Origin of the sequence: Bathymodiolus thermophilus thioautotrophic gill symbiont (genome assembly GCF_003711265.1) — a bacterium.
Taxonomy (GTDB): Bacteria; Pseudomonadota; Gammaproteobacteria; order PS1; family Pseudothioglobaceae; genus Thiodubiliella.
Window position 1 is genome coordinate 1,706,783 of the sequence record NZ_CP024634.1, and the last position, 14,604, is coordinate 1,721,386.

At 38.5% G+C, this 14,604-nt stretch carries 9 protein-coding genes; 4 read left to right on the top strand and 5 right to left on the bottom strand.

What is annotated here, in order from left to right; genetic code table 11:
* Positions 1-7 precede the first annotated feature (7 nt).
* From MS2017_RS05950 to MS2017_RS05970, 5 genes are all read right to left on the bottom strand, one after another.
* Positions 8-4,717 carry a fibronectin type III domain-containing protein gene (locus tag MS2017_RS05950; protein ID WP_122951585.1) on the bottom strand — a complete coding sequence of 1,570 codons (4,710 nt, stop codon included), beginning with the start codon at positions 4,715-4,717 and terminating at the stop codon, positions 8-10.
* 345 nt (positions 4,718-5,062) lie between these two features.
* Complete coding sequence (locus tag MS2017_RS05955; protein ID WP_071565347.1) at positions 5,063-5,284, bottom strand: sulfurtransferase TusA family protein; 222 nt, start codon at positions 5,282-5,284, stop codon at positions 5,063-5,065.
* Entirely contained in the window at positions 5,274-6,182 is a 909-nt protein-coding gene (hemF, locus tag MS2017_RS05960; RefSeq protein WP_122951586.1) for an oxygen-dependent coproporphyrinogen oxidase, read from the bottom strand. The genes MS2017_RS05955 and hemF overlap by 11 nt, the downstream gene beginning before the upstream one ends.
* Positions 6,179-6,715 carry an L-threonylcarbamoyladenylate synthase gene (locus MS2017_RS05965; RefSeq protein ID WP_071565349.1) on the bottom strand — a complete coding sequence of 179 codons (537 nt, stop codon included), beginning with the start codon at positions 6,713-6,715 and terminating at the stop codon, positions 6,179-6,181. The genes hemF and MS2017_RS05965 overlap by 4 nt, the downstream gene beginning before the upstream one ends.
* Positions 6,712-7,566: a tyrosine recombinase XerC gene (locus MS2017_RS05970; protein ID WP_071565350.1), complete on the bottom strand. Its 855-nt coding sequence runs from the start codon at positions 7,564-7,566 to the stop codon at positions 6,712-6,714. Before MS2017_RS05970 ends, MS2017_RS05965 begins: the two co-directional genes overlap by 4 nt.
* A 36-nt stretch (positions 7,567-7,602) precedes the next feature.
* Between MS2017_RS05970 and htpG the strand changes: the two genes are divergently transcribed.
* The 4 genes from htpG to MS2017_RS05990 all read left to right on the top strand — a co-directional run bounded on the left by htpG (position 7,603) and on the right by MS2017_RS05990 (position 14,453).
* Positions 7,603-9,453: a molecular chaperone HtpG gene (gene htpG / locus MS2017_RS05975; protein WP_071565351.1), complete on the top strand. Its 1,851-nt coding sequence runs from the start codon at positions 7,603-7,605 to the stop codon at positions 9,451-9,453.
* 284 nt (positions 9,454-9,737) lie between these two features.
* Positions 9,738-10,145: a hypothetical protein gene (locus tag MS2017_RS05980; RefSeq protein ID WP_122951587.1), complete on the top strand. Its 408-nt coding sequence runs from the start codon at positions 9,738-9,740 to the stop codon at positions 10,143-10,145.
* Between the two features lie 551 nt (positions 10,146-10,696).
* A complete protein-coding gene (locus MS2017_RS05985; RefSeq protein WP_071565353.1) occupies positions 10,697-12,784 on the top strand; it encodes an SEL1-like repeat protein in 2,088 nt (695 codons plus the stop codon).
* 337 nt (positions 12,785-13,121) lie between these two features.
* Complete coding sequence (locus MS2017_RS05990) at positions 13,122-14,453, top strand: IS5 family transposase (RefSeq protein WP_122951588.1); 1,332 nt, start codon at positions 13,122-13,124, stop codon at positions 14,451-14,453.
* Positions 14,454-14,604 lie beyond the last annotated feature (151 nt).

Here is a 14,604-nt window from a genome sequence, read left to right on the forward strand (position 1 = left end):
TAAAAAATCACTGTCCAGAACGCACCAAACGAACATAACCTTTGCTACCACGACTGTAGCCGTGATTATAGCCAGCATCAAATCGCAGTTGCCACGCAAGGAAGAGATTGCTAGCAGAAGGTGAAGATGACCAAACGCTTAACCTTGTCTCTGTGTTTGGAAAGTAATGGTTGTCAATTTTTGGGCTGACCATTCCTTGATGAACAATACTTCTCAACTCAATAATAGTCGGCACCTTCCAATTGGTAAACCCACAGTAACCATTGCCAGCATTCTTACTGTCCACTAAACTTGTCCAGTCATCGTTATATGCGCCTTGATTACTGGCATGGTTTCTGCCAAGTGCAGTTTTTCCACCCCAAGCATATTCAGTAAATTTGTTACTATAATTTTTTACCTCCCAAACCAATCCTGTATGGTTGTCTTTCACACAAGACCATTTAGTGCCAGCACTTTCTGTGCCAGTGTCGCCTGTGTCGTCTGCTTCCCATGTTGCATTTTGAATACTTAACACATTGCCTGTACTACCAAGTTTGGTGAAATCAAACCCAGCCATGCCACCACCCACTTTTGCTAAAGTGCCAGCGACTGCTTTGCCATCTCGTCCATGTGAGCAATCTTGTGCTGCTATTTTTTCGCCTGTGCAAGTGTCATTATTACCCGACTCATAATTCCCGCCCTGAGTTATACCTGTATCATTAAGCACCCCGATTAACGGGGTAGCTGTTACTTCGTTAGATTTGTCACTTTCAACGGCATCTTTAGTGGTTGTAACAACAAAATAATATTTAGTGCCATTGGTTAAATTGGCAATGAATTTACTGTTACTTGTGATATTTTGCAATAACGAGCCACCATTTAAAGAGGCATAGTTTGACAGATCGCTAATACCGTTAAAACTTTGCATTGCATAATATACTTGATATTTTGTCGCCCCACTAATTGCGTTCCAAGCCAAGGAAACGGCGCCATTGCTTCTGGCTGATGTAAGATTTTCTGGCGTGATTGAATCAACGCTGATGCTTATCGTGGCTGTACTATCACCTGCTGAATTAGTGGCTTTAATGGTGTAAGTTGTGGCATCTTGAAGTACGGTTGGTGTGCCAGAGATTTGACAACTGCCGCCAACAAGGGCTATTGTTAAGCCACTTGGAAGACCAGGTTCGCTATTACAGCTACTGGCAAGACCGCCTGTATTCATGAATGTAAAGACCTTAATACTGGCATTAAAGGTTAAATGTTTGGCTGATAAATTAACAAGTGATGGCTTGCTTAAAACGGGGGTGGCACTTACCATGGCACTTGGAGAACTTTCATCGGCGCCTTTTATCGCTGTAACAACAAAATAATATCTTGTGTCATTGATTAAGCCAGTAATGGTTTTATTATGATCCTTAACATTTCGCAATAACGAACCACCATCTAAAGAAGCGTAGTTGGATAAGTCACTAAGACCACTAAAACTTTGCTTGGCATGATACACTTGATACTTGGTTGCCCCATTAACTGCATCCCAAACCAACTCAACGGCAGCATCTTTTTTGGTTGCTATAAGATTTTTTGGTATCCCTAAAATAACTCTAATACTTACCGTGGCTGTGTTATCGCCTACTGAATTGGTGGCTTTAATGGTGTAAGTTACGGCATTTTGAAGCGTGGTTGGTGTGCCAGAGATTTGACAACTGCCATTCATAAGTGCCATTGTCAAACCACTTGGGAGACCAGTTTCACTGCTACAACTACTAGCAAGACCGCCTGTGTTTATAAATGTAAAGGCTTCGATACTAGTATTAAGGATTAAATATTTGACTGGTAAATTAGCAAGTGATGGTTTGCTTAAAACAGGAGTGGCACTTACCATGGCACTTAGAAAACTTTCAGCGTTCCCTTTTACTGTCGTAACAACAAAATAATATTTTGTGTCATTAGTTAAATTGTTAACGGTGTCATTAACACTAGACACTTGTACTGACAAAGCATTACTTAGATTGGATGGACTAATTTCATTTTGGGCGTAATATATTTTATATCCTGTGGCACCACTAACTGCGTCCCAAGCCAAGTCAACGGTGGTGTCGCCTTTGGTTGCTGTAAGATTTTTTGGCACACCTAAAACCACGCTAATACTTACCGTGGCTGTGTTGTCGCCTACTGAATTAATGGCTTTAATGGTGTAAGTCGTGGCATCTTGAAGTGCGGTTGGTGTACCAGAGATTTGACAACTGCCACCAACAAGGGTTATTGTTAAACCACTTGGAAGACTAGGTTCGCTATTACAACTACTGGCAAGACCGCCTGTATTTATGAACGCAAAAACTTCAATACTGGCATTAAGGGTTAAATGTTTGACTGATAAATTGACAAGTGATGGTTTTCTTAAAATAGGAGTGGCGCTTACCATGGCACTTAGAGCACTTTCAGCATCCCCTTTTACCGCTGTAACGACAAAATAATATTTTGTGTCGTTAGTTAAGTTGTTAACAGTTTCACTGACACTAGATACTTGTACTGACAAGGCGTTGCTTAGATTGGATGCGCTAATTTCATTTTGGGCGTAATATATTTTATATCCTGTTGCACCACTAACTGCGTCCCAAGCTAAGTCAACGATGTTACTACCTTCGGTTGCTACAAGATTTTTTGGTGCACCTAAACTAACACTGATGCTTATCGTAGCTGTACTATCGCCTGCTGTATTAGTGGCTTTAATAGTGTAAACCGTGACAGCCTGAAGAGTGGCTGGTGTGCCAGAGATTTGACAACTACCACCAACAAGGGTCATTGTTAAGCCACTTGGGAGGCTGGGTTCGCTACTACAATTACTAGCAATGCCGCCTGTGTTTATGAACGCAAAAACTTCGATACTGGCATTAAGGGTTAACTGTTTGGCAGACAAATTGGCGAGTGATGGTTTGTTTAAAACAGGGGTAGCACTTACCATAGCACTTAAGGGGCTTTCGGTGCCTCCTTCTACCGCTGTAACGACAAAATAATATTTTGTATCATTGGTTAAGTTGTTAACGGTTCTACTAACACTAGATACTTGCACTGACAAGACGCTACCTAGGTTAGATGCGCTAATTTCATTTTGGGCGTAATATATTTTATATCCTGTTGCACCGCTAACTGCACTCCAAGTTAAGTCAACAGCGGCATCACCTTTGGTTGCTGTGAGATTTCTTGGCATGCCTAAACCAACACTGATGCTTATCGTAGCTGAACTATCACCGCTTGCATTAGTGGCTTGAATGGTGTAAGTTGTGGCATTTTGAAGTGTAGTTGGTGTGCCAGAGATTTGGCAACTGCCGTTAGTAAGCATTATTGACAAGCCATTTGGAAGGCTTGTGGCGCTACAACTACTAATAGCACCACCTGTATTATTGAACACAAAGGCTGTGATGCTATCATGAAGAATTAAATGTTTGGCTGGCAAGCTGGCGATCGATGGCTTGCTTAAAACAGGAGTGGCACTTATTGCAGCACTTAGAGAACTTTCAACACCCTCTTTTACCGCTGTAACAACAAAATAATATTTTGTGCTATTGGTTAAGTTGTTAACGATTCCACTAGCATTGGATGCTTGCATTAACAAGGCACTGCCTAAGTTGGATGCGCTAATTTCATTTTGGGCGTAATATATTTTATATCCTGTTGCACCACTAACTGCACTCCAAGCCAAGGCAATAGTACCATCTCCTATGGTGGCCACCAGATTTTTTGGCGTATCCAAATCAACTCTAATACTTACTGTGGCTGTGCTATCGCCTTTTAAATTAGTGGCTTTAACGGTGTAAGTTATGGTGTCTTGTAGTGCAACTGGTGTGCCAGAGATCTCACAACTCCCTTCAGTCAGTGCTATTGTTAAGCCACTTGGAAGATTGGGTTCAACACCACAATTACCAGCATCACCACCGATATTGTCAAATGTAAAAGTTGCAGCGCTACCACTAATCAAGTTTTTGGTTAATAAGTTAGTAAGCAACGGGTTGCCAATCATATTTGCTTTAATTCTATCGGCATTAACATTTTTAAACTTACTCTCTAAAGCATTAAGTGCCATTATTAATTTTTCTACAGTCATCCGATCTAATGTCTTATCAGCTAAATCAACTTTGAATAAATCTATAACCTTACTAAGACTATTGCTCTCGCTTGCGCCCTGGCTTTCAAATTTTGAAAGCATTGCTAAAATCATTGCATAATCTCCAGCATCGTCATCGCCTACATCAATTTTATCAATATCCGTAGGGAGAATTAAGGTAATGCTTTTTCCTGACAAACCAAAAGCATTGGCAACTGTGTTGTTATGCGTATCGATAACCTTGTTAAGGTCGGTATCAATTTGTACGGCAATTTCAGTTAATGGGGTGATGGCAAATTTTTCACCCTCGGTGAAATTAAGTGCTGCTCGCAACATTGGCGACTGTTTTTCATCGTTTGTCGCTTCATCGGTATAGTCTCCAGCAGAACATTCAATTAAAGCCTTGCCAGAATAACCAATATTACTAAATGCAACGACACCCTTTTTGCTAATCTTGGAGGTTAATTTATCACCTTTTGCACCTTCTAAAGTGATTTTATAAATAGAACAATTTGCATTATCAACAGGAGCGGCAGAGAGAAAACCGGAAGAAATGTTTGAAGATGATCCACCACTACCGCAAGAAAATAATAAACTGGTGAGAGTCATCAGGCCTAAAGTTTTTAAAAATCGCATAAATATGCCTTGTTAAAAAATAGATGGCGGGCATTATAGACGAAAAGTCTTTGTTATTATGTTTTTCACTACAAATGAATAGAAATTCACCCCCCCTACTATAAGCTCTGTATCAGATATAAATATCAATTAAAGACCAACTTTCACTCATTTGTAAATTGTTATAAAGCCCATTTATAGCCCCACTAGATAGACTTTACTTTATAAAAATTCACAACCGAATAAAATTTGCCCTTTATTCAACATCCATGTCCAATTCAAGTCTTATGCTTATCAACAAGTATAGATCTTTTGCATGGATAATATTACCACCCATTTTTATATTATTTCGCACATTCTTAGCATTCATTGCTTTTCTACCAACAACACAATCTCATCAGTTTTTTCATCAATTTCAAGCACCTTATGCCCATGCACCTTACACCAAGCGGGTATATCATGCAACACGCCCGGATCGGTGGCAATGACTTGAATGGTGTCGCCTACTTCTATTTGTTCAATTGCCTCGCCTAGTCGGATGACTGGCATGGGGCATAACAGTCGTTTGGTGTCTAAATTAATTCTCATCGACCCATGCCTGTGGTTTGAGGTAATGGTTATATAATTTGGCTTCGGGGCTGTTGGCTTTTGGTTGGTATTGGTATTCCCAGCGTACTAGGGGGGGTAAAGACATTAAAATTGATTCTGTGCGTCCGCCTGTTTGTAATCCGAATAGTGTGCCACGGTCGTAAACCAGATTAAATTCTACATAGCGTCCACGGCGATATAATTGGAACTGTCGCTCGTGATCGCTATATTGCAGGTCTTTGCGTTTTTGGACAATTGGCTTGTATGCTTTGATGTAACTATTGCCAACACGCTGCATAAAGGCAAAACACGATTCAAAACTGCCTTCGTTAAGATCGTCAAAGAATAAACCACCGATGCCGCGTTGTTCATCTCGGTGTTTCATATAAAAATAATCGTCACACCATTTTTTGTATTTCGCATAAGTGCCTTTGGCAAAAGGCTCGCAGGCATCTTTGGCATTTTGATGCCAAGCAACACAATCTTCATCAAAACCATAATATGGCGTCAAATCAAAACCGCCGCCAAACCACCAAATTGGCGCCTCACCCTCTTTTTCTGCCAAGAAAAAGCGCACATTAGCATGCGAAGTTGGCACGAACGGATTGCGTGGATGAATAACCAGCGACACACCTAAGGCAGTAAAACTGCGTCCTGCCAATTCAGGTCTAAGTGCGGTGGCAGAAGCTGGCATATCATCACCACGCACGATGGAGTAATTCACACCTGCCTGTTCAAATACTTTGCCGTTCGTTAACACCCTGGTAAGCCCATCGCCTTTGTTATCGGGCTTTTCCCACTTGTCTTGAATAAATGTTGCCTCAGTATCAACCGCTTCCAATTGTGTGCAAATATCTGCTTGCAGGTCCAATAAATAAGTTTTAATTTGATCGATCATCTAAGCCTTTCTCCTGTTTGTAAATTAATAATTTGTGACGCTTGTGTATTATAGTTTCGTGGCGCGATAATAAAATTTAATTCTTGTTTAAAGGTCATATTTAATGCAAAAACACTGGTTATTGTTGGCTTGCCAGTGATATTGGCACTGGTAGAAAGTAGCGCACTATTGCATTTTTTACACAAATTGGCAATCAATTTATTGTCTGTTAAGCGCACCGCAACCGTATCAAAATCACCTGTAATCAATGTTGATACACCTTTGCGTGCTTTTAATAAATAAGTGGTTGGTTGTTCTTGTGGGCTTATTTGCGTCAATAAATCGATGTCTTGCACAAATGGTTGAAAAAAACGCACTTCGCTGGCAAGTAAAATGAAGCCTTTTTGGGGGGGTCTGCGCTTAAGCCGTCCCATTTTTTGCATAGCATGTGTATAACTTGGCAAACAAGTTAACCCTTGAATGGTGTCTGTCGGATTGCTAATTACCCCACCTAAATTCAGGATTTTTGCTGCTAATCGTGTTTGAAAATTCATTTTTTTCTAGCCCTTGGGTGACATTTGTCATATACTTTACTCAATTCCAAAAAATCTAAATGGGTGTAAACTTGTGTAGATTTAATGCTTTTATGTCCTAAAAATTCTTGCACACTGCGCAAATCATGACTGGATTGCAAAAAATGCGTGGCTGCTGCATGACGCAACATGTGAGGATATACATTAATTTTAATGCCAACCTCTAAGGCGCGCTTTTTCACCATATCTTGCACCCAGCGCACACTCAATCGCTGGCCATTCTGATTAACAAACACCGCTTTATCAGTGTGTTTAGACTTTTTTAAATATCGACTTAAAACTTGATAAGATTCTGTACCAATCGGCGTGGTGCGCATTTTTCCACCTTTGCCAAGTACGGTTAAAAATTCTGCGTCAATGTCGTTCATATTTAACCCAACCAATTCCGACACTCGCAATCCGCAAGAATACAAAAGTTCAATTATTGCCGCATTTCTTAACACCAAGCACTCGCCAGAATGCGGTTTTGCCATTAATTTAAATTGCTCGTAACTCAGTATATTGGGTAATTTTTTTGTGGTTTTTGGCGTTTGTATTTTACCAATATCGTGCTCTAAAAACTTAAAAAAACTACGAATGGAAGACATGCAGCGACTTATACTACTAGGGTTTATACCATTATGATATAAGCGCATTGAAAATAAATTGAGCTGCTCGGCAGTAACCGCCTCCCATTGATGAATATTTTCTTCTAATAAAAAATCACTTAATTTATGCAAATCACGGGCGTAAGCATTCTGCGTGTGTGGCGAATAATGCCTAACATTTTTTAAAAAATGCATAAAGTGCTTGATTTTTCTTGTTTCGACCATATTAATGTATTTTACATATAAACTAGGAATAAAAAAATGGCAGATAAACAAACACATTCGTTTCAAACAGAAGTTTCACAATTATTAGATTTAATGATTCACTCTTTGTATTCCAATAAAGAGATTTTCTTAAGAGAGTTAGTGTCAAATGCCTCCGATGCAATTGATAAACTTAAATTTGAGACACTTGCAGATGACTCTTTGGTTGAAGGCAAAGAAAATTTAGCCGTCTATATTGAAGTTGATAAGGACAAAAAAACCATCACCATTAGCGACAATGGCATTGGTATGACAGAATCCGAAGTAAACAAAAACATCGGCACTATTGCCAATTCTGGCACTAAAAAATTCCTCAAAGGCTTAGATGAAAAACAAGCACAAGACTCCAATCTTATTGGCCAATTTGGTGTCGGCTTTTACTCCGCCTTTATCGTGGCTGACAAAGTCACATTAACCACTAGAAAAGCAGGCTCTAAAAACAAAAAAGGCACACAATGGACATCAAATGGCAAGGGTAAATACTCTACTGAAAAAGTTGATTGCCCCGAATTTGGCACCTCTGTCACTCTGCATATCAAAGAAGATGAAGCCGAGTTTTTAGATGAACATCGCCTACGCGGCATTATCAGTAAATATTCTGACCATATTACTGTGCCTATTATGATGATTAAACCCTCAGAAGACAGCAAAGAAATCGAATATGAAGCGGTTAATAAGGCCAATGCTTTTTGGACACAAGACAAAGCGGGGCTTAAGCAAGAAGATTACGACGAATTTTATAAGTCACTCACTTTTGATTTTGAAGCGCCCCTCACGCAATTACACAATCGTGTTGAAGGCAAATTGGACTACACTTCCCTGCTTTATATTCCGTCAAAAGCGCCCTTTGATATGTGGGAACCTAAGCGTAAAGGCGGCATTAAACTATACGCCAAGCGTGTCTTTATTATGGAAGACAACGAATCTTTGATGCCACTTTATCTGCGTTTTGTCAAAGGTGTGATTGATACCGCTGACTTATCGCTAAATGTCTCAAGGGAGATTTTGCAAGGCAATAAAGTGGTTGACACTATTCGTAAAGCCTCAGTGAGTCGCATTTTAAAAGAATTGGAAAAAATGGCAAAAAACCAGCCAGAAAAATACGCCACTTTTTGGAAAGAATTTGGCATGGTAATGAAAGAAGGTGTGGTTGAAGATTTTTCTAACAAAGATAAAATCGCCAAACTACTGCGTTTTGCCACCAATAAAAGTGACGATGCCACGCAAACAGCCACCCTTGAATGCTATGTTAAGAGCATGCAAAAAGACCAAAAAGCCATTTATTACCTCACCGCTGAAACTTATGAAAGCGCCAAAGGTTCGCCACACCTAGAAGTATTCAATAAAAAGGACATTGAAGTCCTACTACTTTCCGATCGTGTTGATGAATGGATGGTGAGTAATTTTGGAGAATTTGAAGGTGTGCCGTTTAAGTCAATTGCCAAAGGTGATTTAGAAGATTTAGACTCTAAAGAAGACAAAGAAGAAAAAGAAAAAGTGTCTAAAGACTACGAGCAAGTCATCGAAAAACTCAACAAAATCCTTGAACCACAAGTCAAAGAAGTAAAAATCTCCAGTCGCCTTAGCGAATCCCCTTCTTGCCTAGTGGCTGATGAAAACGAGATGGGGGGCAACATGGAACGCATCATGAAATCCCTAGGTCAAGATATCCCAGACACTAAACCCATTCTTGAAATCAATCCAACACACCCATTGGTAGAAAAACTCAAAACCAAAATTGATGAAGATTTGGCCAAGGTTTTATTTGACCAAGCCGTCCTCAGTGAAGGTGGGCAACTAAAAGACCCTGCTGAGTTTGTCAAACGCATGAACAAATTGATAAACTAACCCTATCAACAGTTCAAGTTTGTAAACCAAAAAAAAAGCCCGATAATTTCGGGCTTTTTTTATACCCCATACTCTATTAGAACTTTCAGCGGAAGGTGCTTTTAATAGCATTACTGTGATCTTTAATAAAGTGGTCTTGGTATTTGACACTGAACTTAAGGCAACCTTTTTGTTTGGTTTATTTTTGCAAATAGTATAACGCAAGCCTCAAATAATTAAAGTTATTTTTTGTAAAAAAATGATTTAAAATGCAATAACACTTATACAAAAAAAGACAATAAATCATGAATAAATCAATCGTAGTCAATGATCAAAAAATATTTGAAGAGCTCATGAAAACAAGTGTATCTACCCCAGAATCTGCTGCATCTGTAAATTATTTAGCTTGGCTAGAGGGAGAGCTTGACCAAGACGGAAGCTTATTTATACGCTTTAAAGAAAAAACGGTTGGCATTGCTTTATCTGGTAGGATACTATCATATGTTAGTACCGTGGGAGCGGAAACAACATTACCTCCCTCACCCAATATAAACGCATACGCCTTAATCGGTATGATTGACATGGATAACAAATTTGGCTTTGCACTTTATTTAACCTCTAATGGGATCGCACCCATCTCTTCATTTCAACTTTCATTTGAAGTAGGACAAGGGGTTTTAACATACGCTGGCACTTTATCAAAAAAACAATAAGCATTTCAACCATTGCGGTAATGGCAGAAGTTAATACTGTTTTTTGCACTCTCTATCTTTAAGCCAGAGCATTATTATGTTCATTGTATCGTCAGGGGTAACCCATAAAACCACGATAAGATTTAGTTGTATACAACTGTCTCTTGTATTTTTACCTAACAAACAAAATAATTTTTGATTAAAATCATTGCTTAACAGGGGCTTATATTTACAACCCTGTTAATAGACAAGGTTAAATTTTTTTTTACCAATAAAGTTACCGTAAAACCAAACCTTTGATCAGTATAAGGCCTTTGTGGAAATATAAATAATCTACTTTTACCCACTTGAAAAAAATTAAAAATAGTCTTAAGTCTTGTTGTATCAAGAATAAGACGGAATTTAAAAAAATACCAAGTTGTCCAAAAGTAGAGGATTGTCAATTATTTATATTTATGCACTAAATAACTCAATAAAGACACAAACTTGAAAACAGCATAAGCGTATAATGCGTATGCTTTTGTCAAAAAATAGCACCCTAAACATAAATAAAATAATAAAGGAATGAAAAAATGAAAAAAATACTGTTATTAGTGCTTTTAAGCATTGGATTGAATACTGGCATACTTGCCAATGATATTGATGATTATAAGAAAGCGTGTAGCTTAAATAGTGACACTGATTGTTTTCGTCTTGGAGATATGTACAAGAACGGTGTGAGCGTTAAGCAGAATGATTTTAAGGCAGTGAAATTTTATCAAAAGGCGTGTGACTTAGATAGTGGTCGCGGTTGTTTTAATCTTGGAGTTATGCACAAGAATGGTACAGGCGTCAGGCAAAGTAACCTTAAAGCAGTGAAATATTATCAAAAAGCATGTGACTTAAAGAATGGCTCTAGTTGCTTTAGTCTTGGAGCCACATATCTAAATGGCACAGGCGTTAAGGTCAACAACCTTGAAGCGGTGAAATATTATCAAAAAGCATGTGGTTTAAATGTTGGTAACGGTTGCTTTAAACTTGGTGTTATATACAAGGAAGGCACAGGCGTTAGAAAAAATAACCGCAAAACAGTAAGATTTTATCAAAAGGCATGTAGCCTGAATGTTGGTGACGGTTGTCTCAATCTTGCTACTATGTATAAAGATGGCGTGGGCATTAAGAAAAATAGTTCTAAGGCAGTAGGATTTTATCAAAAGGCATGTGGTTTAGACAATGGTAACGGTTGCTTTAATCTTGGTACCATGTATAAGGATGGCGCAGGCATTAAGCAAAGTAGCCTTAAAGCAGTAAAATTTTATCAAAAGGCGTGTAATTTAGACAGTGGTAACGGTTGTTATAATCTTGGCTCTATGTATGAAGACGGCACAGGTGTTAAGCAAAGCAAATCTAAGATGATAAAATACTATCAAAAGGCGTGTAACTTAGACAATGGTAACGGTTGTTTTAGTCTCGGCGTTATATATAAGAATGACTCAAATGGCAAGCAAAGTGATTTTAAAGCAGCAAAATATTATCAGCAAGCGTGTAGTTTGGGCAATAGTAGTGGTTGTTTGAATCTTGGTGTTATGCACGAGAATGGTACAGGCGCTAAGAAAAGTAATTTTAAAGCGGCGGAATACTATCAAAAGGCATGTGATTTAAATGCTGGCGACGGTTGTTTCAACCTTGGTGTTATGTATAAAGATGGCACAGGTGTTAAGCAAAGCAACTTAAAGGTAGTAGAATACTGGCACAAGGCGTGTGACTTAAAGAATGGTATCGGCTGTTCTAATCTCGGCGTCATGTTTAAAAATGGCTCAGGCGTTAAGCAAAGTAACCTTAAAGCAATGGAGTACTACCAAAAGTCATGCGATTTAGACAATGGTCTCGGTTGCTTTAACCTTGGTGTTATACAAGCTTATAGCAAAGATGTTAAGAAAAATAGTTTTAGAATAGTAGAAAGTTATCAAAAAGCATGTAAATTAAATGCCAGTCAAGGTTGCTTTAACCTTGGTGTTATGTATAAAGAGGGTGAAAGCGGTGTTAGACAAAGCGACTCTAAAGCAGTAGAATTTTATCAAAAAGCATGTGATTTGGACAGTGGCCTTGGTTGTTCCAATCTTGGTGCCATGTATAAGGATGGTACGGGTGCTGAGCAAAGCAACACTAAAGCAGTTAAATACTATCAAAAAGCATGTGGTCTAAACACTGGTCTTGGTTGCTCTAACCTTGGCACTATGTATAAAGACGGCACAGGTGTTAAGAAAAGCACTTCTAAGGCGGTAGGATACTATCAAAAGGCATGTGGCTTAAATACTGGCCTTGGTTGCGTTAATCTTGGGCTAATGTATAAGAATGGCACAGGTGTTAAGAAAAGCAATTCTAAAGCGGTAAAATACTATCGAGCAGCGTGTAGTTTGAATGATGGCAACGGTTGTACAAATCTTGGAATTATGTATGGCAGCGGCGCAGGCATTGGGCAAAGTAATTTTAAAGCGGTAGAATATTGGCAAAGAGCGTGTGATTTGAACGCTGTCAATGGTTGCAACATCCTTGGGTTCGCGTATGAAAACGGTAAAAATGTTAAACAAAGCCGTTCTCAATCTTTAAAATATTATGGAAAATCTTGCGATTTAAAATCACAATTAGGTTGCAGAAAATACGCTGAATTGAATCAATAATTCAAAGAAGTTTGATATAAAAGATGCTATCTTAAAAAGGATAGCATTTTTTTTATTGACTGTCGAAATTTTAAGTTTATAAACCTATAAAAAAGTCCGATAATCTCGGGCTTTTTTATTGCGCCATCCATTATTGAACAATAATGCTATTTAAGCCCTTGCATTAAACATGGATATCAATATTCAACCATGTCTAATGCAGAAATCTCTAGTTAGTCAACCCTTAAAAACCACACAACAATTTGATTTATAACAATAAAAAATCAAATACCCATAGACAAATCAACCAACTTTTGGTATAACAACACTCTTTTACTGGTCGTTTTACCTAAAAAATATGCTAACCGAATCCTTACCAATATCCACCCAAAACAATTTATTCCATTCAGAGCTTTTTAATCAATTAGACATCAAAGACCCACTCATTACACTATCTCACGCCATAGACTGGCAAGTTTTCAATGATGCCTTCACCAAGCACTATTGCCTTAACAATGGCAGACCCTCAAAACCCATTCGCCTAATGGTAGGCTTGCTTATCCTCAAACAGTTAGAGAATCTATCAGATGAAGCCGTTGTTATGCAGTTTAAAAGAAACCCGTATTACCAATACTTTTGTGGTCACAGTGCTTATATTGCTGATGTACCTTGTAACGCCACTGAGTTAGTGCATTTCAGAAAACGCATTGGCGTTAAAGGTTTTAATCTTATCTTTAAAATGAGCGTTGAGTTACACGGTAAAAAAGCACAAGAGTCAACTGTGTTAATTGACACCACCGTTCAAGAGAAAAACATCACTTATCCTACTGACGCCAAACTGGCAATTAAGATAATTAATCGCTTAAACAAACTGGCAAAACAACACGGCATCAAACAGCGAAGAACTTATGTCAAAGAAGTTAAAAACTGTCGCCTTAGCATTCGCCACTTTCGCCATGTCAAAAAGCGTGCCAAAGCCAAAAAAGCCCTTAAAAGACTCAGAACCATTGCCAACAAGCTTATCCGTGAACTACAACGCAAACTTCCAACTCATTCTTTGTTTGAAATCTATCAAAAAGACTTCTTGTTCTACCAAAAAGTGCTCGCTCAACAACCTGGAGACAAAAACAAAATTTACGCCCTACATGAGCCCGATGTTTATGTTATTGCCAAAGGCAAAGACCATAAGAAATATGAATATGGCAACAAAGTTTCAATCGTCTCTACCAAAGACAGTAACATTATCGTTGGCGTGGCAAGTCATAAAACAAACATTCATGATTCAAAAACACTAGATACAGCCATTGCTCACGCTAACGCCAATCGTATCAAGCCCATTCAGAAGGCAGTATGTGATAGAGGGTATGTGGGTGCAAAAGAAGTACTAGGGGCTGAAATCATCTTACCTAAAAAGCCCCTGAAACGAGACAGCCGTTACCAACGAGATAAAAAGCGTAAGTTGTGTAAAAGACGAGCAGCAATAGAACCTATCATTGGACATCTTAAAGCAGATTTTAGATTGTCTAGGAATTTACTCAAAGGGCAAGTTGGTGATGAGATTAATGTTTTAATGGCTGCTATAGCGTGGAATTTGAAAAAGTGGCTGATTGCCACTGTTATTTTTTTGTCTTTGCAAAAAATTGGTTTGTTTTTTGTGAAAAGGGCGAGGATTTTGTGTGTTATTGTTTGAAAACTGGTTTGGTTGATTAGGGGTGGTGGGGTTTGGGGTTTTTAAGGGTTGACTAGTTAAAAAAACACGAGCGTTCATTATATCTGATATAATTAGAACCGTTATAAGTTAAAAATACCGTAACATCATGGTGCTTATTTGATTCAAGGCA

Bases quoted from the DNA above. Each gene is read 5' to 3' on its own strand.
- MS2017_RS05955 (WP_071565347.1), bottom strand. From the start codon at position 5,284: ATGAGAATTAATTTAGACACCAAACGACTGTTATGCCCCATGCCAGTC.
- MS2017_RS05965 (WP_071565349.1), bottom strand. From the start codon at position 6,715: ATGAATTTTCAAACACGATTAGCAGCAAAAATCCTGAATTTAGGTGGG.
- MS2017_RS05980 (WP_122951587.1), top strand. From the start codon at position 9,738: ATGAATAAATCAATCGTAGTCAATGATCAAAAAATATTTGAAGAGCTC.
- MS2017_RS05990 (WP_122951588.1), top strand. From the start codon at position 13,122: ATGCTAACCGAATCCTTACCAATATCCACCCAAAACAATTTATTCCAT.
- MS2017_RS05970 (WP_071565350.1), bottom strand. From the start codon at position 7,566: ATGGTCGAAACAAGAAAAATCAAGCACTTTATGCATTTTTTAAAAAAT.
- MS2017_RS05985 (WP_071565353.1), top strand. From the start codon at position 10,697: ATGAAAAAAATACTGTTATTAGTGCTTTTAAGCATTGGATTGAATACT.
- MS2017_RS05950 (WP_122951585.1), bottom strand. From the start codon at position 4,717: ATGCGATTTTTAAAAACTTTAGGCCTGATGACTCTCACCAGTTTATTA.
- hemF (WP_122951586.1), bottom strand. From the start codon at position 6,182: ATGATCGATCAAATTAAAACTTATTTATTGGACCTGCAAGCAGATATT.
- htpG (WP_071565351.1), top strand. From the start codon at position 7,603: ATGGCAGATAAACAAACACATTCGTTTCAAACAGAAGTTTCACAATTA.